A 19,862-nucleotide genomic window follows, 5' to 3' on the forward strand; every position below is an offset into this window, starting at 1 on the left:
GGTGCGACCGCGCCCGGGGGGGCGCGGGGAACCACGCGACCGGCCACGACCGGCCGGCACGTGCGTACCGGCCGTCCTGCGGGGGCCGCCGCCCGGCGCGCACGCCAGGAGGGGACCGAGCGGCTAGCGCAGCCCGGTCGGGCGGCGCAGTGCCGCCTGCACCAGGCGGTCCACCAGCTCCGGGTAGCTGATCCCGGTCTCCTGCCACATCTTCGGGTACATCGAGATCGGCGTGAAGCCGGGCATGGTGTTGATCTCGTTGATCACGAACTCGCCGTCCTCGGTGAGGAAGAAGTCCGCGCGGACCAGGCCCTCGCAGGAGGCCGCGTCGAACGCCTTGACCGCGAGCCGGCGCACCTCGGCGGTCTGCTCCTCGGTGAGCGGGGCCGGGACGACACCGGGCGTGGAGTCGATGTACTTGGCCTCGAAGTCGTAGTACGCGTGCGCGTCCGGCGGCGGGATCTCGGCCGGGACGGAGGCGCGCGGGCCGTCCTCGAACTCCAGGACGCCGCACTCGATCTCACGGCCCCGTACGGCCGCCTCGATGAGGATCTTCGGGTCGTGCGCCTGCGCCTCGGCGATCGCCTCGTCGAGAGCGGACAGGTCGTCGACCTTGGTGATGCCGATGGACGAACCCGCGCGCGCGGGCTTCACGAACAGCGGCCAGCCGTGCTCACCGGCGAAGTCGATGATCCTCCTGCGGGCGGCGGACTCGTCCTGCGCCCACTCGCGGGGCCGGATCACCAGGTACGGGCCGACCTTGAGCCCGAAGGAGGTGAACACCCGCTTCATGTACTCCTTGTCCTGGCCGACGGCCGAGGCGAGTACACCCGAGCCGACGTACGGGACACCGGACAGCTCCAGCAGGCCCTGGAGGGTGCCGTCCTCGCCGTAGGGGCCGTGGAGCACCGGGAAGACCACGTCGACCTCGCCGAGCGCCTTGGGCACGGAGCCGGGCTCGCTGTAGACGACCTCGCGGTTCGCGGGGTCGACGGGGAGCACCACGCCGCCCTCGTGCGACTCCGCCAGCTCCTCCACGCTGGGGGTACGGCGGTCGGTGATGGCCATCCGCTCCGGCTCGTCGGCCGTCAGCGCCCAGCGGCCGTCCGCGGTGATGCCGATCGGCAGGACGTCGTACTTCGTCCGGTCGATGGCCTTGAGGACGGCGCCGGCGGTGACCACGGAGATCCCGTGTTCGGAGCTGCGGCCGCCGAACACGACGGCGACGCGCGGCTTGCGCGACGGCTGCTCAGGGCTCTGGGGAAGGTTCTCGGTGCTCATATCGGGTTGAGAGTACCCGTTGGTATTCCCCGAGTCAGCGCCCGCTCGGCGGCGGTGACTGCGTGTCCCCCGGGCGGTCGCTCAGCGTCGCGCGCGGGGGTCCGGCGCCTGTCGGGCTCAGCGCCTTTCGGGCTTGGCGCTGCGGGCCATCAGCTCCTTGAGCGCGACGACCGGCGACTTGCCCTCGTGGACGATGCCGACGACCGTCTCGGTGATGGGCATGTCGACGCCGTGCCGGCGGGCCAGATCCAGCACGGACTCGCAGGACTTGACGCCCTCGGCGGTCTGCCGGGTGACCGCGATGGTCTCCTCCAGGGTCATGCCCTTGCCGAGGTTGGTGCCGAAGGTGTGGTTGCGGGACAGCGGCGAGGAGCAGGTGGCCACCAGGTCGCCCAGGCCCGCGAGTCCGGAGAAGGTCAGCGGGTCGGCGCCCATCGCGAGGCCGAGCCGGGTGGTCTCGGCGAGACCGCGCGTGATGAGCGAGCCCTTGGCGTTGTCGCCGAGTCCCATGCCGTCGGCGATACCGACCGCGAGCCCGATGACGTTCTTGACCGCACCGGCGAGTTCGCAGCCGACCACGTCGGTGTTGGTGTACGGCCGGAAGTACGGCGTGTGGCAGGCCGCCTGGAGACGCTGGGCGACCCGCTCGTCGGTGCAGGCCACGACGGCCAGGGCGGGCATACGGGCGGCGATCTCACGGGCCAGGTTGGGACCGGTGACGACCGCGATCCGGTCGGCGCCGACCTTGGCGACGTCCTCGATCACCTCGCTCATCCGCATGGTCGAGCCGAGTTCGACGCCCTTCATCAGGGAGACGAGCACGGTGTCCGGCGCGAGCAGCGGCGCCCACTCGGTGAGGTTGGCGCGCAGCGTCTGGGAGGGGACGGCGAGCACGGTGAAGTCCGCGTCCCTGAGGGCCTCGGCCGCGTCCGCGGTGGCGCGCACGGTCTCCGGGAGTTCCACGCCGGGCAGGTAGTCCGGGTTGGTCCGGGTGGAGTTGACCGCTTCGGCCAGCTCCGGGCGGCGGGCCCACAGGGTCACGTCGCAGCCGGCGTCGGCGAGGACCATGCCGAAGGCGGTGCCCCACGAACCGGTGCCCATGACGGCCGCCCGCACAGGCTTGCTCACTTGCTCTGCCCTTCCGCCTGCCGGCCCTCGGTCTGCGCCTGCACCTGTACCTGCGCCTGCGCCTTCGTCTGCGCCTGGGTGCGGCGCCGCTGCTCGATCCGCTCACGGCGCGGGTCGTACGGCGTCTCCGGCGCCTTCTCGCCGCGGATCTGCTCCAGCTGGCGGGTGATGGCGGCCATGATGACCTCGGTGGCCTCCTTGAGCACCTCCGGGGTCATCTCCAGGCCGTAGAAGCGGGAGAGGTCCACGGGCGGGCCCGCGAGCACGTGGTGCGTCTTGCGCGGGAAGAGGTTCGGCTTCTTGGCGTACGGCGGCAGCAGTTCGTTGGCACCCCACTGGGCGACCGGGATCACCGGGCACTTGGTCTGCAGGGCGACCCGGGCGGCACCGGTCTTGCCGGTCATGGGCCAGCCGTTCGGGTCGCGGGTGAGGGTGCCCTCGGGGTAGAAGGCCACGCACTCGCCGCGCTCCACGGCGTCGATCGCGGCCCGGAAGGCGCTCAGGGCGTCCGTGGACTCGCGGTAGACGGGGATCTGCCCGGTGCCGCGCATCGCGGCACCGACGAATCCCTTCTTGAAAAGCCCGCTCTTCGCCAGGAATCGCGGCACCCGTCCGGCGTTGTACTGATAGTGCGCGTACGCGAAGGGGTCCACGTGGGAATTGTGGTTCACCACGGTGATAAATCCGCCCTCGGCCGGAATGTGCTCCATTCCGCGCCAGTCCCGCTTGATCAGAACCACCAGCGGCGGTTTGCAGATCACCGCGGCGAAGCGGTACCAGAAGCCGATTCTGCGGCGGGGCACAAGGACACCTTCCTCTAGGACTGCCACCCCGGCGGGGGCCGCACAAGTGTGGCCCCGGGCCGCCGGTCTGTCGAGAACACCGTACGCCCCGCCGCCGAACGCGCCAGATGGCGCGGGGGACAATGAGCGCGACGAGAGAGGGACGGTACGCCGGTGCAGTGGACCTTGGTCATCCCCCTGAAGCCCCTGACACGGGCCAAGAGCAGGCTCGCGGACACCGCCGACGACGGGGTGCGCCCTGGGCTGGCACTGGCGTTCGCGCAGGACACCGTCGGCGCGGCACTGGCATGCCCGGCGGTGTCGGATGTGGCGGTCGTCACGGACGACGAGCTGGCCGGCCGGGAGCTGGCCGCGCTGGGCGCGCGCATCGTCCCGGACACCCCCCGCAGCGGCCTGAACGCCGCCCTGGCGCACGGCGCGGCCGTCGTGCGGTCGCTGCGCCCGGGTGCGCCGCTGGCGGCCCTGAACGCCGATCTGCCGGCCCTGCGGCCGGCGGAATTGTCCCGGGTGCTGTCCGCCGCCGCGGAATTCCCCCGGGCATTTCTGGCGGATGCGGCGGAACGGGGTACGACACTGCTGGCCGCGGGTCCCGGCCGGGAATTGCAGCCGTCGTTCGGCATCGATTCCCGCGCCCGCCACCGCGCCTCCGGTGCGGCGGAACTCGCGCTCACGGGGGTCGACTCGGTGCGCCAGGACGTGGACACCGGCGACGATCTGCGGGCGGCACTGCGGCTGGGGGTGGGCCGGCACACGGCGGCGGCATCGGCGGGCTTACTGATCCCGGGCTCCTGAGGGCACCCCCGCGGGCCCCAGGACTCTCCACGGCCCCACGGGTCTCCGGATTTACGCCCCCACCGCCCCACCGTCGCACGGCCGCCCGGCTCCACGGCCCTGCGCGCCCACGGCGGAAGCGGGATCCGGAGCGACCAGTAGGCTGCTGCCATGCAGGCCACCGCATACACCTACGACCCCGAGACCCGCAGCGGGCAGGTGCTCCTCGACGACGGCACCCCGGTGCCCTTCGACACCGCCGCGTTCGACGCCGGAGGCCTGCGGCTGCTGCGCCCCGGACAGCGCGTGCGGATCGAGACCGAGGGCGAGGGCGGCGCCGTGCGGATCACCCTCGTCACCCTTCAGACCCTGTAACCGCCCCTGTACACACCGCGGGCCGGGCTCCCTGGGGAGTCCGGCCCGGCGCGTGAATGCCCTGGCGGTCCTACGACGTCGCCTTGCGGGCGGTGGTCTTCTTGGCGGTGGTCTTGCGGGCCGTCGACTTCTTGGCCGGGGCCTTCTTGGCGGTCACCTTCTTCGCCGGGGCCTTCTTCGCCGTCGTCTTCTTCGCGGCGGTCTTCGTCGCGGCGGCCTTGGCGGTCGCCGCGGTCGTCTTCTTGGCGGCGGGCGCCTTCTTCGCCGTGGTCTTCTTGGCGGCGGCCGTGGTCTTCTTCGCCGGAGCCGCCTTCTTCGCGGTGGTCTTCTTCGCCGCGGCGGCCGTCTTCTTCGCGGCGGCCTTCTTGCCGACGGCCTTGGCGATGGTGGCCGGCGCGCCGGACAGGCTGCCCTTGGGCGCCTTCTTGACCGAGACCTCGCCCCCGCGCGGCAGCTTCTTCGAGCCGCTCACCAGGTCCTTGAAGCCCTGACCGGCACGGAAGCGCGGGACGGAGGTCTTCTTCACGCGAACCCGCTCGCCCGTCTGGGGGTTGCGGGCGTAGCGGGCGGGGCGGTCCACCTTCTCGAAGGACCCGAAGCCGGTGACCGAGACCCGCTCGCCCGCGACGACCGCGCGGACGATGGCGTCCAGGACATGATCGACAGCATCGGCGGCCTGCTGGCGGCCACCCACCTTGTCGGCAATCGCTTCTACGAGCTGCGCCTTGTTCACGTCTTCCCCTTCGGAGACATCGCCAGAACGAAAGTGTTCAAGCTTTTTCGCACGTTAGGCAGATATATACCGCAAATCAAACACGAAACGGGCTTATCACCCTTGTGCCGCAGCGGACTCGGCCGTCCCGGACGGTTCAGCGGTCCTCGTCAGGGATCCGACCCGCGTCGAGATCCGCCGTGAACCGATCGAGCCGCCTTGCCGCACCGGCGAGATCGTGCTTGGCCGCGGCCGTAATGACCAGCAGCTTCCGGGTCAGCGCCATCCGTACGCCCTCCGGGACTTGCAGTGCGCGCACCCTTGCGTGCGCTTCCTTGAGTTGGTTCGCGACCGCCGTGTAGAGCTGGAGTTGGCCGTCGTGTTCCATGCACAGATTGTGCCATCTGGGGCGAGTTGTCGCCTGCGCAGGGGGTAACTGCCGCCTCGAATGGCCTTCCAGGCACTTGCGGCGGACGCGAACACAGCACTCACGTACCCGGCCAACAGCCTCCCTAACATGGGAAGTTGAGCTGAGCTGGGCGGGAGCACAGGGCCGTTCGGGTGCAGACATGGCTGTACCCCCGATCGTGGCGATCGGGGGTACAGACGGGGTGTCGCGGTGGCCGAAACCCGACCCGTTCAGGGGGTCCGGGCCGAATCGATCAGACCGGGAGGGTGCGCGGCTTGTAGGCGGGGCGCTCGGCCTCGTAGGCGGCGATGTCGGCCTCGTTCTGGAGCGTGATGGAGATGTCGTCCAGGCCGTTCAGCAGCCGCCAGCGGGAGTTCTCGTCCAGCTCGAAGGAGGCGGTGATGCCCTCCGCACGCACCTCACGCGCCTCAAGGTCCACAGTGACCTCAGCCGTGGGGTCCGCTTCCGTCAGCTCCCACAGCGCGTCCACGATCTTCTGGTCCAGGACCACCGTGAGCAGGCCGTTCTTCAGCGAGTTGCCCCGGAAGATGTCGGCGAAGCGGGAGGAGATCACGGCCTTGAAGCCGTAGTTCTGCAGCGCCCAGACGGCGTGCTCGCGGGAGGAGCCGGTGCCGAAGTCGGGGCCGGCGACCAGGACGGTGGCGCCCTGCCGCTCGGAGCGGTTGAGGACGAACTCGGGGTCCTTGCGCCAGGCCTCGAACAGACCGTCCTCGAAGCCGTCCCGGGTGACCTTCTTGAGCCAGTGAGCAGGGATGATCTGGTCGGTGTCGACGTTGCTGCGGCGCAGCGGGACGGCCCGGCCGGTGTGGGTGGTGAAGGCTTCCATGATTCTCAGACTCCAGCGGGCGCGGGGGCGTCGGTCAGGTCGGCGGGCGAGGCCAGGTGGCCCAGGACGGCGGTCGCGGCCGCGACCTGCGGCGACACCAGGTGCGTACGGCCGCCCTTGCCCTGCCGGCCCTCGAAGTTGCGGTTGGAGGTGGAGGCGGAGCGCTCGCCCGGGGCCAGCTGGTCGGGGTTCATGCCGAGGCACATCGAGCAGCCGGCGTGCCGCCATTCGGCACCGGCCTCCTTGAAGACCACGTCCAGGCCCTCCGAGACGGCCTGGAGGCCCACCCGCGCGGAGCCCGGGACGACCAGCATCCGTACGCCGTCGGCGACTTTGCGGCCCCGCAGCAGGTCCGCGGCGGCGCGCAGGTCCTCGATGCGGCCGTTGGTGCAGGAGCCTACGAAGACGGTGTCCACCTTGATGGAGCGCAGCGGCTGCCCGGCCTCCAACCCCATGTACTCCAGGGCCTTTTCGGCGGCGAAGCGCTCCGAAGCGTCTTCGTACGAAGCCGGGTCGGGGACGTCCGCCGAAAGCGGCGCGCCCTGGCCGGGGTTGGTGCCCCAGGTGACGAAGGGGGACAGCGACGCGGCGTCGATGCGGACCTCGGCGTCGAAGACGGCGTCCTCGTCGGTCCTCAGGGTCTTCCAGTACGCGACGGCCGCGTCCCAGTCGGCGCCCTCGGGGGCGTGCGGGCGGCCCTTGAGGTACGCGAAGGTGGTCTCGTCGGGGGCGATCATGCCCGCGCGGGCGCCGGCCTCGATCGACATGTTGCAGATGGTCATCCGGGCCTCCATCGAGAGCTTCTCGATGGCGGAGCCGCGGTACTCCAGGACGTAGCCCTGGCCGCCGCCGGTGCCGATCTTCGCGATGATCGCCAGGATCAGGTCCTTGGCGGTGACGCCGTCGGGCAGCTCGCCGTCGACCGTGATCGCCATGGTCTTGGGGCGCGCCATCGGCAGCGTCTGGGTGGCCAGCACGTGCTCGACCTGGGAGGTGCCGATGCCGAACGCCAGCGCGCCGAAGGCGCCGTGCGTGGAGGTGTGCGAGTCGCCGCAGACGACGGTCGTGCCGGGCTGGGTCAGGCCCAGCTGCGGGCCGACGACGTGCACGACGCCCTGCTCGACGTCGCCCAGCGGGTGCAGCCGCACGCCGAACTCGGCGCAGTTCTTGCGCAGGGTCTCCAGCTGGGCGCGGGAGACGGGGTCGGCGATGGGCTTGTCGATGTCGAGGGTCGGGGTGTTGTGGTCCTCGGTCGCGATGGTGAGGTCGAGACGGCGCACCTGGCGGCCGCTCTTGCGGAGCCCGTCGAAGGCCTGGGGGCTGGTCACCTCGTGCAGCAGGTGCAGATCGATGTAGAGGAGGTCGGGCTCGCCCTCGGCGCGCCGGACGACATGGTCGTCCCAGACCTTCTCCGCGAGTGTCCTACCCATCGCTTTCCCTCCGGCCGGCAAGCGTCCACCGACCCAACTAGAGATCTTGAGGAGCGGTGGCTGCCCTTCTCGGGGCCCCTGAACGTCGTGATTCCGGGCGTCCACCGCCAGGCCCGTTGGTCTGCGGGCCGCTGTGTGATTCCAGGGTGGCGCGTTCCACGGAAAATTGAACTTGCGTTTCACAGAGTGAGACGTGAGTATCGTTGCATGGACAACAGTAGCGGCGTCGGCGTTCTGGACAAGGCGGCCCTCGTCCTGAGCGCTCTGGAGTCGGGTCCGGCCACCCTCGCGGGTCTGGTCGGAGCGACCGGACTGGCACGACCCACGGCCCACCGCCTGGCCGTGGCCCTGGAACACCACCGCATGGTGGCACGCGACATGCAGGGCCGGTTCATCCTCGGACCGCGCCTCGCGGAGCTCGCGGCGGCGGCGGGCGAGGACCGCCTGCTCGCGACGGCGGGCCCCGTGCTCACCCACCTCCGTGATGTCACCGGCGAGAGCGCGCAGCTCTACCGGCGCCAGGGCGACATGCGGATCTGCGTGGCCGCGGCGGAGCGCCTGTCCGGCCTGCGGGACACCGTCCCGGTGGGCTCCACGCTGACGATGAAGGCCGGCTCCTCGGCGCAGATCCTCCTGGCCTGGGAGGAGCCCGAGCGCCTGCACCGGGGCCTGCAGGGCGCCCGCTTCACCGCGACGGCGCTGTCGGGCGTACGGCGGCGCGGCTGGGCCCAGTCCATCGGCGAGCGGGAGCCGGGCGTCGCGTCCGTCTCCGCGCCCGTACGCGGCCCCTCCAACCGCGTGGTGGCCGCCGTGTCCGTCTCCGGCCCCATCGAGCGCCTGACCCGCCACCCGGGCCGTATGCACGCCCAGGCGGTCATCGACGCCGCGGCCCGCCTCTCGGAGGCGCTGCGCCGCTCCGGCTGACCTCCGCCGCACGAGGACACCGAGGAGGGCCTGCCCCAACGCCGCGGCAGGCCCTCCTCTGCTCCCCCGATCCCCTCCCCGATCCCCCGGTTCAGCCGGTCCTCTCCGCCACCGGCCCCCGCTGCGAGCGGTACGAGAACCGGTCCTTCGCGTACCGGCCCCGCTTCTCCAGCGGCACCTGCCCGTACGCCTCCGCGAGCCCGAACGCGGGCATGTCCCCGTAGATCGCCTCGTACGACCCCTCCGGCACGACGTACGTCTCGTGCCAGATCCCCACCTGCCCGCGCAGCCTCCCGGTGCGCTCCTGGCGGTTGAGCCGCGCCCAGGCCTTGTGGTGGAAGGCGTCCGGCGCGGTCGCGTAGGCGTAGAGCTTCTCCTTGGACTCCCAGTACTGGACGACGTAGTAGCTCCGCGGCGACGCCGTCAGCAGCACCTTGGCGCGCAGCCCCCGCGCCGGGTCCTTCTCCAGTTCCCGCAGCATGCGGAACATCGCCAGCATCACGGGCAGCCACAGGCGCACCGCCCGGAAGCGGTGGATGCGCATGCCGATCAGCAGAACGACGACCTCGCCCTGCACGTCAGCGGTCGTTCGGGACACCATGAGTTCCCCCTCGTCGGTGAGCGGCGCTATCCAAGGCGCGCATGCTTGGATAGTGCCGTTATCCAAGGAGGAGCGCAAGGGATGCGGCTTGCCGAGCTGAGCAGACGCAGCGGTGTGGCCACCGCGACGATCAAGTACTACCTGCGCGAGGGGCTGTTGCCGCCGGGCCGCCAGGTCAACACGACGACGGCGGAGTACGACGAGGAGCACTTGCGCAGGCTGCGGCTGGTGCGGGCGATGATCCAGGTCGGGGGGCTCCCGGTGGCCACGGTCCGGGAGGTGCTCGGGCACGTGGACGACGACTCCCTGGGCCGCTCGATGCGCCTGGGCGCGGCCCTGTGGGCCCTGCCGCAGGTGCAGGAGCCGGACGAGGAGGACGAGTACGTCCGGACCGCGCAGCGGGAGGTCGCCGCGCTCCTGGACCGGCTCGGCTGGCAGAACGCCAAGCTGCTGGCGACCGTCTCCCCCGCGTACCGCTCGCTGGTGGTGGCGGTGGCCGCGTTCCGCCGGCTCGGTTACGCGTGGGGGTTCGAACTGCTCGCCTCGTACGCCCGGTTGATGCACGAGGTGGCCAGGCTCGACCTGGACTTCGTGGAGACGCATCCGTCGGAGGCGGAGAAGGTGGAGACGGCGGTGCTCGGCGCGGTGCTGACCGAGCCGATGCTGCAGGCGCTGCGCCGGCTGGCCCAGGAGGAGGAGTCGACCCGGCGGTACGGCTTCGAGTAGCCGGAGCCGGGCACGACGAAGGCCCTCCGCCGAAGCGGAGGGCCTTCCCGATGTACCCCCGACCGGATTCGAACCGGCGCTACCGCCTTGAGAGGGCGGCGTGCTAGGCCGCTACACAACGGGGGCGTGGACACTGCGTTTCCGCAGGTCCGAGCTGGTCTACCTGGACTCGAACCAAGACTAACTGAACCAGAATCAGTCGTGCTGCCAATTACACCATAGACCAATGATGGTTTAGACCAGTCAGTACCCCCGACCGGATTCGAACCGGCGCTACCGCCTTGAGAGGGCGGCGTGCTAGGCCGCTACACAACGGGGGCCCTAGCGATCCCGACAAGATCGAGATCAGTACCCCCGACCGGATTCGAACCGGCGCTACTGCCTTGAGAGGGCAGCGTGCTAGGCCGCTACACAACGGGGGCTTTGCAGATGAGCTCTGCGAGCTGGCCTACCTGGACTCGAACCAAGACTAACTGAACCAGAATCAGTCGTGCTGCCAATTACACCATAGGCCACTGGAACTCAACCCCCTGCGGGGTTCTCGTTCTAGTCTGCTCCTTGGGGTTCCGGCCTTTCGGCCCGTTCCCCTCGGCGCAGAAAGAACATTACCCGAAGGTGGACGGGGCTCCAAAACGGGTATCCGCGCGGACGAGCGCCGGGAGTTCGGCGAGGGTCGAGATCCGGCGGCAGACGACCTCCCCGACGGCCTGTACGACGCCCGTCCCGCGGTCGATCCACACCGACAGCAGTCCGGCCTCGGCGGCGCCCCGCCCGTCGATCTCGGGGTGGTCGCCGACGTACGCCACCTCGTGCGGCGGCAGGCCCAGGGCCTCGCAGGACGCCAGGAAGGCGCCCGGCTCCGGCTTGGAGACGCCCAGCTCGGCGGCGCACAGCACGGACTCGAAGCGGTCCAGCAGGCCGAGGGTGCGCAGCTTGTGCTCCTGGACGGTGATGCTGGAGTTGGACAGCACCGCGTGCCGGTGGCTGGCGGAGAGGGCCTCCAGGGCGGGCAGGACGTCCGGGAAGAGGCTCCAGGCGGCCTCGTAGTGCCCGACGTACCGCTGGAACCAGGCGTCGGCCTCGGCGTCGGTCAGGTCCCTGCCGAGGAACACACGCACGCGGTCGCGCCGCTGGTCCTGGAAGGAGCACTCCCCCGCCGCGTACCGCGCCCACTGCCGCTCGGTGATCTCCCGCCACCGCGCGAGGGCCTGCCCGGGGCTGTCGTACCCCGCGAGCAGCCCCTCGGCCGCCAGGTGCGCCCGCATGCCCTCACGGTCGGCGGTCGTGTAGTCGAACAGCGTGTCGTCCACGTCCCAGACCACGGCTCTGATCGTCATACCCACGACGGTAGCGGCCGGCAGGCTGGCAAACCGGCGGCCATGAGCGAGTACCGCGTCCAGTTCACCGTCGAGGCCCGTGCGACGTACGACACCCTGCCCGGCTCGCGCCAGGCCCAGTTGGACAGGGCCCTGCGGATACTGGCCCGCGACCCGTTCCGCAAGACCTCGACCGCCCAGCTCGGCCCGGACGAGCATCTGCGCAAGGCGTACGTGGCCCCCGGTGTGGTGCTGGAGTACATGGTGGCCGGCGCGATCATGGTCATCGTCGTGCTGGAGATCTTCGACGAGAGCCACTACTTGATCGACGAGCCCGACGCCCAGTGACCGACGCGACAGGGGCGGCACCCGGAGTTCCGGGTGCCGCCCCTGTCGGCGTGGTGAACGGGTTACGCGGCGAGCTTCGCCAGCGCCGCGTCGATGCGGGCCAGCGTCTTCTCCTTGCCCAGGATCTCCAGGGACTCGAAGAGGGGCAGGCCGACGGTGCGGCCGGTGACGGCCACGCGGACCGGGGCCTGGGCCTTGCCGAGCTTGAGGCCGTGCGCCTCGCCGGCGGCCAGGACGGCCTCCTTGAGGGACTCGGCGGAGGTCCAGTCGGCCGCCTCCAGCTTCTCCCGGGCCGTGCGGAGCAGGGCGTCGCTGCCCTCCTTCATGGCCTTCGTCCACGACGCCTCGTCGAAGACCGGCTCCGGGAGGAAGAGGAAGTCGACGTTGTCGGTGATCTCCGACAGGACCTTGAGGCGGGTCTGGGCGTGCGGGGCGATCGACTGCCACCGCGCCTCGTCGAAGTCCTCCGGCGCCCAGGGGGCGAACGGGGCCTTCAGCCACGGGCGGCAGCGCTCGGTGAACTCCTTCACATCCAGCATGCGGATGTGGTCGCCGTTGATCGCCTCGCACTTCTTCAGGTCGAAGCGCGCCGGGTTGGGGTTCACGTCGGAGACGTCGAAGGCCGCGACCATCTCCTCGATCGTGAAGATGTCCTGGTCCGCCGAGAGCGACCAGCCCAGCAGGGACAGGTAGTTGAGCAGGCCCTCGGGCAGGAAGCCCCGCTCCCGGTAGAGGTTGAGGGAGGACTGCGGGTCGCGCTTGGAGAGCTTCTTGTTGCCCTCGCCCATGACGTACGGCAGGTGACCGAACTGCGGGATCTGCTGCGCGACGCCCAGTTCGATCAGCGCCTTGTACAGGGCGATCTGGCGCGGGGTGGAGGAGAGCAGGTCCTCGCCGCGCAGGACGTGGGTGATCTCCATCAGGGCGTCGTCGACCGGGTTGACCAGCGTGTACAGCGGGGCGCCGTTCGCGCGGACGATGCCGTAGTCGGGCACGTTCTCCGGCGTGAAGGTCAGCTCGCCGCGGACCAGGTCGGTGAAGGTGATCGTCTCGTCCGGCATCCGGAAGCGGACGATCGGGGTGCGGCCCTGGGCCTGGTACTCCTCGATCTGCCCGGCGGTCAGCTCGCGGCAGTGGCCGTCGTAGCCGGAGGGCTTGCCGGCGGCGCGGGCGGCCTCGCGGCGGGTGTCCAGCTCCTCCTGGGAGCAGTAGCAGTGGTAGGCGTAGCCGCCGTCGAGGAGCTTCCGCGCGACGTCCTTGTAGAGGTCCATGCGCTGCGACTGGCGGTACGGCGCGTGCGGGCCGCCGACCTCCGGGCCCTCGTCCCAGTCGAAGCCGAGCCAGCGCATCGCGTCCAGCAGCTGGTTGTACGACTCCTCCGAGTCGCGGGCCGCGTCGGTGTCCTCGATGCGGAACACCAGGGTGCCCTGGTGGTGCCGGGCGAACGCCCAGTTGAACAGGGCGGTGCGGACCAGGCCCACGTGGGGGTTACCGGTGGGCGAGGGACAGAAACGGACGCGTACGGGTGCGCTAGCCACGCTTGACAACCTTGTTGGTGAGAGTGCCGATGCCTTCGATGGTGACGGCGACCTCGTCGCCGACGCCGAGGGGGCCGACCCCCGCGGGGGTGCCGGTGAGGATGACGTCGCCGGGGAGCAGCGTCATGGCCTCGGAGATGTTGACGATCAGGTCCTCGATGGGCTGGAGCATCTCGCTCGTGCGGCCCAGCTGGCGCTGTTCGCCGTTGACCGTGAGCTGGATGGTGAGGTCGTTCGCGGCCTCCAGCGAGAGGTCCGTCTCCACCCAGGGGCCGAGCGGGCAGGAGGTGTCGAAGCCCTTGGCCCGGGCCCACTGCTTCTCGCGCTTCTGCACGTCGCGGGCGGTGATGTCGTTGGCGCAGGTGTAGCCGAAGATCACGTCCTTGACCCGCTCGCGCGGGACCTCGCGGCACATGCGGCCGATGACGACGGCCAGCTCGGCCTCGTGGTGCAGTTCCTCGCTGAACGAGGGGTACTGGATCTCGTCACCGGGGCCGATCACGGAGGTGGAGGGCTTGAAGAAGGCGAACGGCTCCTCGGGGACCGCGTTGCCCAGCTCCTGGGCGTGCTCGCGGTAGGTGCGGGCGAAGGCCACGACCTTGTTGGGGAGCACCGGCGGGAGCAGCCTGACCTTGCTGAGCGGCACCTTCGTCCCGGACAGTTCGTAGTCCGCGAACGGGATGCCCTTGATGATGTCGAGGACGAGTTCGTCCTGCTTGTCGCCCTCGACCGCGCCGAAGGCTACGTTCCCGTCGATGGAGAACCTGGCGATGCGCACGGGATCCTTGCGCCCCTCACTGAGAACCGGCGTACTGACGCCTCAGGTTATCGGAGCTATGCGAAGTTGTTCGCTTCTGGGGGCATCGCCGCAGGTCGGGGGCGGGTCACCGGAATCGTGCGCCTTCTGCGCGGAGAGCGTGCCTCCCCGCGCGGGGAAACGGAACGGGCGCGGCCGGGAGGACCGCTCAGGTGATCCTCCCGGCCGCGCCCGCTTCGAGCGTCGGTCACTCGCCCGCCGCGGCACCCACGCCGGCCGGGACGTCCATGAGGACGGTGCGGCGGGGGTTGGCCGTCTGGGCGGGGAGGTCGACGGAGTGCTCCGGCAGCTCGGGCGTGTGCAGCTCGCCGGCGTCCTTCAGGTGCGCCAGGGTCGTGCGTCGCGGGTTGGCTATCTTGCGGAACATCATCGTCGTCTTCACCGTTGTCGTCCTGTGCCCTCTGATCGAGCGGGTTGGCAGAGTCATCCGTCCTGTAAAGCGTCAGGCTAAACATCCGATTCCCCGGCCGAGCCGCCAACTCCGCACGATGAGCATGTGAGTTTGCTCACGAACTCACGGGCAAACCGGTCAATTCCGGCCGACAACCAGCGTCGAGGAAACGGACATTGACCCCCTGAAGCCATCATTCCGCTCCTGATCATGGCGACTCAGACACGCGGCACCGAGCGGCGACTCGCAGAGATGCGCCCGTTATGCCCCAGAACCGGTTAGACGGCCGGTAATCCACCCCTCACGCGCCGTCACGGAGGTCACAGCTCGGCGCACTGCCCTTGTTGGAGATCCTGCACTGTGCTGGAATTCCACGGACCGCCGCAGGATCGAGCCGGCGCGCAGGGGGCGCAACGCAGCGCCGAGTGGCGGCGAGATAGGGGGGAACCAGCGCCGGTCACTCCAGACCACGGGGGGCGTATTCAGGGCGCTCTCCAAGACGCCGACACCGTGTCCCTCCGTTCATGCGGAGGGGCGCCTGGTCCAGAGGTTGCGACGCTAGTGCAGGGACGTTTCAAGAGGGATGGCAGCGCTTCGGCGGAGCCGGAGCCGCACGGCGGGACTGGCCCCATGGCCGTCAGCTCCTCGCCCCAGCACGCCCAGAACCCGGGCCAGGCCCCGGCCGGAGACGGCGGTGAGCGCGGCGGACGTCCGGGCGCGTCCGGCGCGACGGCCTCCACGACCGCGACGCCCGCGGGCAACCCCACGCCCACGGTGAAGTCCTCCCAGGGCCCGACCGCCACCGGTTCGCGACTGGCCCTGCGCAACTGGCGCATCTCCACCCGTCTGGTCTCGCTGCTCGCGCTGCCCGTGGTCGCGGCGACCTCGCTGGGCGCGCTGCGCATCAACGAGAACATGGACGACATCCAGCAGCTCGACAACATGAAGCTGCTGACGGACATGACCAAGCAGGCCACCGAGCTGGCCCACGCGCTCCAGGACGAGCGCGACCAGTCGGCCGGCCCCATGGCGCACGGCCTGAAGGCCAGCGACTACACGATCAAGGGCTACCAGGAGAAGACCGACCGGGCCCGCGAGAACTTCCTGGACGCCTCCGAGCAGATCGACGCGGCCAGCAAGGACGGCAACCTCCAGGGTGTCCGCGACGCGCTGGTCGGTCTCGCCAACCAGCTCGACGACCTGGCCAAGATCCGCAAGTCCGCGTACACGTCGAAGGACAACTCGACCCAGACGGTCGAGTCGTACCACCGGCTCATCACCCAGCTGATCGGCCTCTCCCAGGACATGGCCGAGGCGTCCAGCAACCCGGAGATGATCTCCCGTACCCGTGCCCTGGCGGCCTTCTCCACCGCCAAGGAGTACGCCTCCGAGCAGCGCGCCCTGATCGCCGCCGCGCTCCCCGCGACCACGGACACCAAGGGCGACCTCTCCGAGAACGACCGCCTCTACGGCCAGTCGGCGTACGAGAGCGAAGGCTCCGAGCTGGCGATCTTCCGGAAGATCTACGCCAACCACGACGCCGAGGACCTGCTCAAGCCGATCACCGAGAACAACGCGACGATCCAGTCCGCGGACACCTACGCCAAGCGTTCCTTCGACTCCCCGGACGGCCTGCAGCAGCTGCCCGCGCGGTCGTACAAGGACTGGATGGACGACAGCTCGACCAAGATCGAGCAGATGAAGAAGATCGAGCGCACGCTGCTCGAGGAGATGGAGCAGAAGGCGCGCGAGCTGAAGAGCGAGACGCAGCGCGACGCCGTCATCTCCGGTGCGCTGATCCTCCTCGTGCTCGGTGTGTCGCTGGTCGGCGCGTTCGTCGTGGCCCGGTCCATGATCCGCTCGCTGCGCCGGCTCCAGGAGACCGCGACCAAGGTCGCCCAGGACCGTCTGCCCGAGCTGGTCAAGCAGCTGTCGGAGTCGGACCCGCAGGACGTCGACACCTCCGTGGAGTCGGTCGGTGTGCACTCCCGGGACGAGATCGGCCAGGTGGCCGCGGCCTTCGACGACGTGCACCGCGAGGCGGTCCGCCTCGCCGCCGAGCAGGCCCTGCTGCGGGGCAACGTCAACGCGATGTTCACCAACCTCTCGCGCCGCTCCCAGGGTCTGATCCAGCGCCAGCTGTCGCTGATCTCCGAGCTGGAGTCCCGCGAGGCCGACCCGGACCAGCTGTCCTCGCTGTTCAAGCTCGACCACCTCGCCACCCGTATGCGCCGTAACGGTGAGAACCTCCTGGTTCTCGCGGGTGAAGAGCCCGGCCGCCGCTGGACCCGCCCGGTCCCGCTGGTCGACGTGCTCCGCGCCGCCGCGTCCGAGGTGGAGCAGTACGAGCGCATCGAGCTGGCCGCCGTGCCCACCACCGAGGTCGCCGGCCGGGTCGTCAACGACCTCGTGCACCTGCTCGCCGAGCTGCTGGAGAACGCGACGTCGTTCTCCTCGCCGCAGACCAAGGTCAAGGTCACCGGTCACGCGCTGCCCGACGGCCGGGTGCTGATCGAGATCCACGACACCGGTATCGGCCTCTCCCCCGAGGACCTCGCGGCGATCAACGAGCGGCTCGCCTCGCCGCCCACCGTGGACGTCTCCGTCTCCCGCCGCATGGGCCTCTTCGTGGTCGGCCGCCTCTCGCAGCGGCACGGCATCCGCATCCAGCTGCGCCCGTCCGACTCCGGTGGTACGACCGCGCTGGTCATGCTGCCCGTCGACGTCGCCCAGGGCGGCAAGAAGCCCGCTCCGGGCAAGCCCGGCGGGCCCGGCATGACCGGTGGCCCCGCCGCCGCGCAGGCCGCCGCCGGTGCGGCCGCGGCCAGGCGGCAGAACGGCAACAACGCCGGTGGTCCCGGTGCCGGTCCGGCCGGCGGCGGTCTGCTCGGTTCCGGCCCGGGCCCGCGCGGCCAGGTCGGCTCCGGCCAGGGTCCCCGGGCCGCGCTGCCCGGCACGGGCCAGGGCGGCCGTCCCGGCGCGCCGGGCGGAGCGCGCGGGCCGCAGGGCGGTACCGGCGGCCTCGGCGGCCTCCAGCAGAACCGTCCCGCACCGGCCGGCTTCGGCGGTCAGGCGCCCGGCGCCCCGCAGGGCCTGCAGCAGGCCGCCCAGCAGGGCGGGCCGCAGCAGGACGCCTTCGGCGGCGGCCGCGGCCGCAAGCGGCCCGGCGCCTCCGCGGACCAGGGCCGCCAGCCCCAGCTGCCGCCGCGCGGCGGCCCGCGGGCCGAGCTGCCCGGCGGTGACCCGCAGTCCCGCACCCCGGACTGGAGCGACGCCCGGGCCCCGCTGTCGCGTGCCTCGATGGACACCCCGCGCGGCCACGACGAGCAGGACCCGGCGCGGACCGCGCACATGCCGCGCGTGGACGACCGGCAGGGTCCGGGCTCTACCGCGGAGATGCCCCGGATCGACGCCCAGGGACCGGCCGCGACGGGTGAGTTCCCGCGCGCCGAGCTGAACGGCGCCTCGCACACGGGCCAGTTCGCCCGCCCGGACAACGCCCAGCACACGGGCCAGTTCGCGCACCTCGACAACGGCCAGCAGACCGGTCAGTTCGCGCACCTCGACAACAGCCAGCAGACCGGCCAGTTCGCGCAGCCCGACAACGGCCAGCAGACCGGCCAGTTCGCGCAGCCCGACCTCGCCCAGCAGCAGGGCCGCTTCGACGGTCCCGGCGGCCAGCAGGACACCGGCTCCTTCGTCCGCTCCGACGTGTTCGGCACGCAGGGGCCCGGACAGCAGGACGGCGGCGACCGGAACACCGGCCAGTTCCCGGCCCCGCAGGCCCCCCAGGCCCCGCAGGCGTACGGCGACAACGGTTACAACGGCGGTTACGACAGCGGCTCCACGGGGCAGCACGCCCTGCCCGGCCGCCAGGACCCCGGCCACACCGGTCAGTTCGAGCGCCCGCAGCTGCCCGCCCGCGACGACTTCGGCGCCCCGCGCCCGCAGGCGCCGCAACAGCGTCCGGCCCGCCAGCAGCCGGAGGCCCTGCCGCCGGCCAGCGGTCCGGGTGACGGCCGTACCCCGCTGTACGACACGCTGGAGACCAACTGGTTCCACGGTCAGCAGCAGGAGGGCGCGCCGGCGCCGCGGCAGCCGCAGGCGCCCGCGCCGGCTGCTCCGCAGCGGTCCACGTCCAACAACACCGGCTCCTGGCGCACCTCGCCGAACGACGAACTCGTCCGGCAGGCGGAGCGCGTCCGGCAGCCCGCGGCGGGCGGGGTCACCACCTCCGGCCTCCCGCGCCGGGTGCCCCGGGCCAACCTCGTGCCCGGCACCGCCCAGCAGCAACAGCACCAAACCGGTCCGCAGGTCTCGCGTGCGCCTGACGACGTGCGCGGACGGCTGACCAATCTTCGTCGGGGCATCGCTCAGGGCCGTCAGGCCGGCAGCGGCCAGACCGGCAGCTTCCCGAGCCCCACTCACCAGCAGGAGCGTTAGTTGAGTCCGATGAGCCAGGCGGCACAGAACCTGAACTGGTTGATCACCAACTTTGTGGACAACACCCCCGGGGTGTCCCACACCGTGGTGGTCTCCGCCGACGGCCTTCTGCTGGCGATGTCCGAAGGTTTCCCGCGGGACCGCGCCGACCAGCTGGCGGCCGTCGCGTCCGGACTGACCTCCCTGACGGCCGGGGCGTCCCGGATCTTCGAGGGCGGCACGGTGGCGCAGACGGTCGTCGAGATGGAGCGCGGCTTCCTCTTCCTCATGTCCATCTCGGACGGGTCGTCCCTCGCGGTCCTGGCCCACCCCGATGCGGACATCGGTCTCGTCGGCTACGAGATGGCACTGCTCGTCGACCGCGCGGGGGCGGTACTCACTCCCGACCTGCGCGCCGAACTCCAGGGCAGTCTGCTCCACTGACCGCCCCCGGCACCACCCACCTCACGAAAACACCGTCCGGCCGCCACAATCCCCCCACCGGCCCCGTCAGACGGCTTGACTGACCGACTTGCTGTCCCGCCCGGAGGATTCATGACCCCGCCCACCGCCCATCATGATCCGTACGCGGAGCCGTACGGGGACGAGGGCGACCAGCCGCTGGTGAGGCCCTACGCCATGACCGGCGGCCGGACCAGGCCCCGCTACCAGCTCGCCATCGAGGCGCTGATCAGCACCACGGCCGACCCGGCAGCGCTCATGGGGCTGCTTCCCGAGCACCAGCGCATCTGCCACCTGTGCCGCGAGGTCAAGTCGGTCGCGGAGGTCTCGGCTCTGCTGGCCATGCCGCTCGGTGTGGCCCGGATCCTGGTGGCCGACCTCGCCGAGGCCGGCCTGGTCGCCATCCACCAGCCTGGTGGCGACGAGAACAACGGCGGCGCTCCGGATGTGACGCTGCTCGAAAGGGTGCTCAGTGGACTTCGCAAGCTCTGACGCGGGCCGGGCCACCACCTCCGCGAAGATCGTGGTGGCGGGCGGCTTCGGCGTGGGCAAGACCACGTT

The 19,862-nt window shown here is 70.9% G+C and carries 20 protein-coding genes, 5 tRNA genes and 1 pseudogene; 9 read left to right on the forward strand and 17 right to left on the reverse strand.

All coding sequences use genetic code 11. The annotated features are described in order from the left end of the window. Positions 1–123: 123 nt before the first annotated feature. The 3 genes from IEZ20_RS29640 to IEZ20_RS29650 form a co-directional block, all read right to left on the reverse strand. The gene (locus IEZ20_RS29640; RefSeq protein WP_189304323.1) at positions 124–1,281 is read right to left on the reverse strand and encodes a D-alanine--D-alanine ligase family protein; all 1,158 of its coding nucleotides are present in this window, start codon (positions 1,279–1,281) and stop codon (positions 124–126) included. Positions 1,282–1,398: 117 nt separating this feature from the next. Next, positions 1,399–2,409, reverse strand: coding sequence for an NAD(P)H-dependent glycerol-3-phosphate dehydrogenase (locus tag IEZ20_RS29645; protein WP_189304325.1), 1,011 nt, complete (start codon positions 2,407–2,409; stop codon positions 1,399–1,401). After that, on the reverse strand, positions 2,406–3,212 hold the full coding sequence (locus IEZ20_RS29650) for a lysophospholipid acyltransferase family protein (protein WP_189304327.1): 807 nt from the start codon (positions 3,210–3,212) through the stop codon (positions 2,406–2,408). The genes IEZ20_RS29645 and IEZ20_RS29650 overlap by 4 nt, the downstream gene beginning before the upstream one ends. A gap of 153 nt (positions 3,213–3,365) precedes the next feature. Here IEZ20_RS29650 and cofC point away from each other — a divergent pair, with 153 nt between their 5' ends. Both cofC and IEZ20_RS29660 read left to right on the forward strand, forming a co-directional pair. Then, positions 3,366–4,004, forward strand: a complete 639-nt coding sequence (gene cofC, locus IEZ20_RS29655) for a 2-phospho-L-lactate guanylyltransferase (RefSeq protein ID WP_189304329.1) — start codon at positions 3,366–3,368, stop codon at positions 4,002–4,004. Between the two features lie 150 nt (positions 4,005–4,154). Further along, positions 4,155–4,358 carry a hypothetical protein gene (locus tag IEZ20_RS29660; RefSeq protein WP_189304331.1) on the forward strand — a complete coding sequence of 68 codons (204 nt, stop codon included), beginning with the start codon at positions 4,155–4,157 and terminating at the stop codon, positions 4,356–4,358. A 70-nt stretch (positions 4,359–4,428) separates the two neighbouring features. Here IEZ20_RS29660 and IEZ20_RS29665 read toward each other — a convergent pair whose 3' ends face one another. From IEZ20_RS29665 to leuC, 4 genes are all read right to left on the reverse strand, one after another. Continuing rightward, the gene (locus tag IEZ20_RS29665) at positions 4,429–5,091 is read right to left on the reverse strand and encodes an HU family DNA-binding protein (protein ID WP_189304333.1); all 663 of its coding nucleotides are present in this window, start codon (positions 5,089–5,091) and stop codon (positions 4,429–4,431) included. Positions 5,092–5,227: 136 nt separating this feature from the next. After that, positions 5,228–5,458, reverse strand: coding sequence for an SCO5555 family protein (locus IEZ20_RS29670; protein WP_189304335.1), 231 nt, complete (start codon positions 5,456–5,458; stop codon positions 5,228–5,230). Positions 5,459–5,732: 274 nt separating this feature from the next. Next, complete coding sequence (gene leuD, locus IEZ20_RS29675) at positions 5,733–6,326, reverse strand: 3-isopropylmalate dehydratase small subunit (protein ID WP_189304337.1); 594 nt, start codon at positions 6,324–6,326, stop codon at positions 5,733–5,735. 5 nt (positions 6,327–6,331) lie between these two features. Next, positions 6,332–7,756: a 3-isopropylmalate dehydratase large subunit gene (gene leuC / locus IEZ20_RS29680; RefSeq protein WP_189304339.1), complete on the reverse strand. Its 1,425-nt coding sequence runs from the start codon at positions 7,754–7,756 to the stop codon at positions 6,332–6,334. Positions 7,757–7,963: 207 nt separating this feature from the next. On the opposite strand from leuC, the gene ndgR reads away from it, so the two are divergent. Further along, on the forward strand, positions 7,964–8,680 hold the full coding sequence (gene ndgR / locus IEZ20_RS29685) for an IclR family transcriptional regulator NdgR (RefSeq protein ID WP_023546516.1): 717 nt from the start codon (positions 7,964–7,966) through the stop codon (positions 8,678–8,680). A 91-nt stretch (positions 8,681–8,771) separates the two neighbouring features. Here the strand turns inward: ndgR and IEZ20_RS29690 are convergent, their stop codons facing one another. Further along, positions 8,772–9,281, reverse strand: a complete 510-nt coding sequence (locus tag IEZ20_RS29690; protein WP_189304340.1) for a DUF4188 domain-containing protein — start codon at positions 9,279–9,281, stop codon at positions 8,772–8,774. Between the two features lie 81 nt (positions 9,282–9,362). Between IEZ20_RS29690 and IEZ20_RS29695 the strand changes: the two genes are divergently transcribed. Next, positions 9,363–10,007, forward strand: coding sequence for a MerR family transcriptional regulator (locus tag IEZ20_RS29695; RefSeq protein ID WP_189304343.1), 645 nt, complete (start codon positions 9,363–9,365; stop codon positions 10,005–10,007). A gap of 53 nt (positions 10,008–10,060) precedes the next feature. On the opposite strand, the gene IEZ20_RS29700 is transcribed toward IEZ20_RS29695, so the two are convergent. From IEZ20_RS29700 to IEZ20_RS29725, 6 genes are all read right to left on the reverse strand, one after another. Next, a tRNA-Glu gene (locus IEZ20_RS29700) sits at positions 10,061–10,133 on the reverse strand. 28 nt (positions 10,134–10,161) lie between these two features. Next, a tRNA-Gln gene (locus IEZ20_RS29705) sits at positions 10,162–10,233 on the reverse strand. A 21-nt stretch (positions 10,234–10,254) separates the two neighbouring features. After that, positions 10,255–10,327, reverse strand: a tRNA-Glu gene (locus tag IEZ20_RS29710). Between the two features lie 29 nt (positions 10,328–10,356). Further along, positions 10,357–10,429: transfer RNA gene (locus IEZ20_RS29715), tRNA-Glu, on the reverse strand. A gap of 21 nt (positions 10,430–10,450) precedes the next feature. Beyond that, positions 10,451–10,522 (reverse strand) — tRNA-Gln (locus tag IEZ20_RS29720). 90 nt (positions 10,523–10,612) lie between these two features. Beyond that, on the reverse strand, positions 10,613–11,344 hold the full coding sequence (locus tag IEZ20_RS29725) for an HAD family hydrolase (protein ID WP_189304345.1): 732 nt from the start codon (positions 11,342–11,344) through the stop codon (positions 10,613–10,615). A gap of 42 nt (positions 11,345–11,386) precedes the next feature. On the opposite strand from IEZ20_RS29725, the gene IEZ20_RS29730 reads away from it, so the two are divergent. Continuing rightward, positions 11,387–11,671, forward strand: a complete 285-nt coding sequence (locus tag IEZ20_RS29730) for a type II toxin-antitoxin system RelE family toxin (RefSeq protein WP_189304347.1) — start codon at positions 11,387–11,389, stop codon at positions 11,669–11,671. 62 nt (positions 11,672–11,733) lie between these two features. Here the strand turns inward: IEZ20_RS29730 and gltX are convergent, their stop codons facing one another. From gltX to IEZ20_RS29745, 3 genes are all read right to left on the reverse strand, one after another. Then, complete coding sequence (gene gltX / locus IEZ20_RS29735) at positions 11,734–13,218, reverse strand: glutamate--tRNA ligase (protein ID WP_189304348.1); 1,485 nt, start codon at positions 13,216–13,218, stop codon at positions 11,734–11,736. After that, the gene (locus IEZ20_RS29740; protein WP_189304350.1) at positions 13,202–13,987 is read right to left on the reverse strand and encodes a fumarylacetoacetate hydrolase family protein; all 786 of its coding nucleotides are present in this window, start codon (positions 13,985–13,987) and stop codon (positions 13,202–13,204) included. The genes gltX and IEZ20_RS29740 overlap by 17 nt, the downstream gene beginning before the upstream one ends. A 226-nt stretch (positions 13,988–14,213) precedes the next feature. After that, positions 14,214–14,408 (reverse strand): hypothetical protein, encoded by a 195-nt coding sequence (locus IEZ20_RS29745; protein WP_189304352.1) that lies wholly within the window; start codon positions 14,406–14,408, stop codon positions 14,214–14,216. Positions 14,409–14,978: 570 nt separating this feature from the next. On the opposite strand from IEZ20_RS29745, the gene IEZ20_RS29750 reads away from it, so the two are divergent. The 4 genes and pseudogenes from IEZ20_RS29750 to IEZ20_RS29765 all read left to right on the forward strand — a co-directional run. Next, positions 14,979–18,860 (forward strand): sensor histidine kinase, encoded by a 3,882-nt coding sequence (locus IEZ20_RS29750; protein WP_189304354.1) that lies wholly within the window; start codon positions 14,979–14,981, stop codon positions 18,858–18,860. 9 nt (positions 18,861–18,869) lie between these two features. Beyond that, positions 18,870–19,283 (forward strand): roadblock/LC7 domain-containing protein, encoded by a 414-nt coding sequence (locus tag IEZ20_RS29755; protein WP_030346561.1) that lies wholly within the window; start codon positions 18,870–18,872, stop codon positions 19,281–19,283. Between the two features lie 111 nt (positions 19,284–19,394). Then, positions 19,395–19,793 carry a DUF742 domain-containing protein gene (locus tag IEZ20_RS29760; protein ID WP_009190816.1) on the forward strand — a complete coding sequence of 133 codons (399 nt, stop codon included), beginning with the start codon at positions 19,395–19,397 and terminating at the stop codon, positions 19,791–19,793. Continuing rightward, positions 19,774–19,862 (forward strand): annotated as a pseudogene (locus IEZ20_RS29765) (ATP-binding protein); the annotation flags it as partial. The gene IEZ20_RS29760 and the pseudogene IEZ20_RS29765, both read left to right, overlap by 20 nt.

Origin of the sequence: Streptomyces cinerochromogenes (assembly GCF_014648635.1) — a bacterium.
In the GTDB taxonomy this organism is placed as follows: domain Bacteria; phylum Actinomycetota; class Actinomycetes; order Streptomycetales; family Streptomycetaceae; genus Streptomyces; species Streptomyces cinerochromogenes.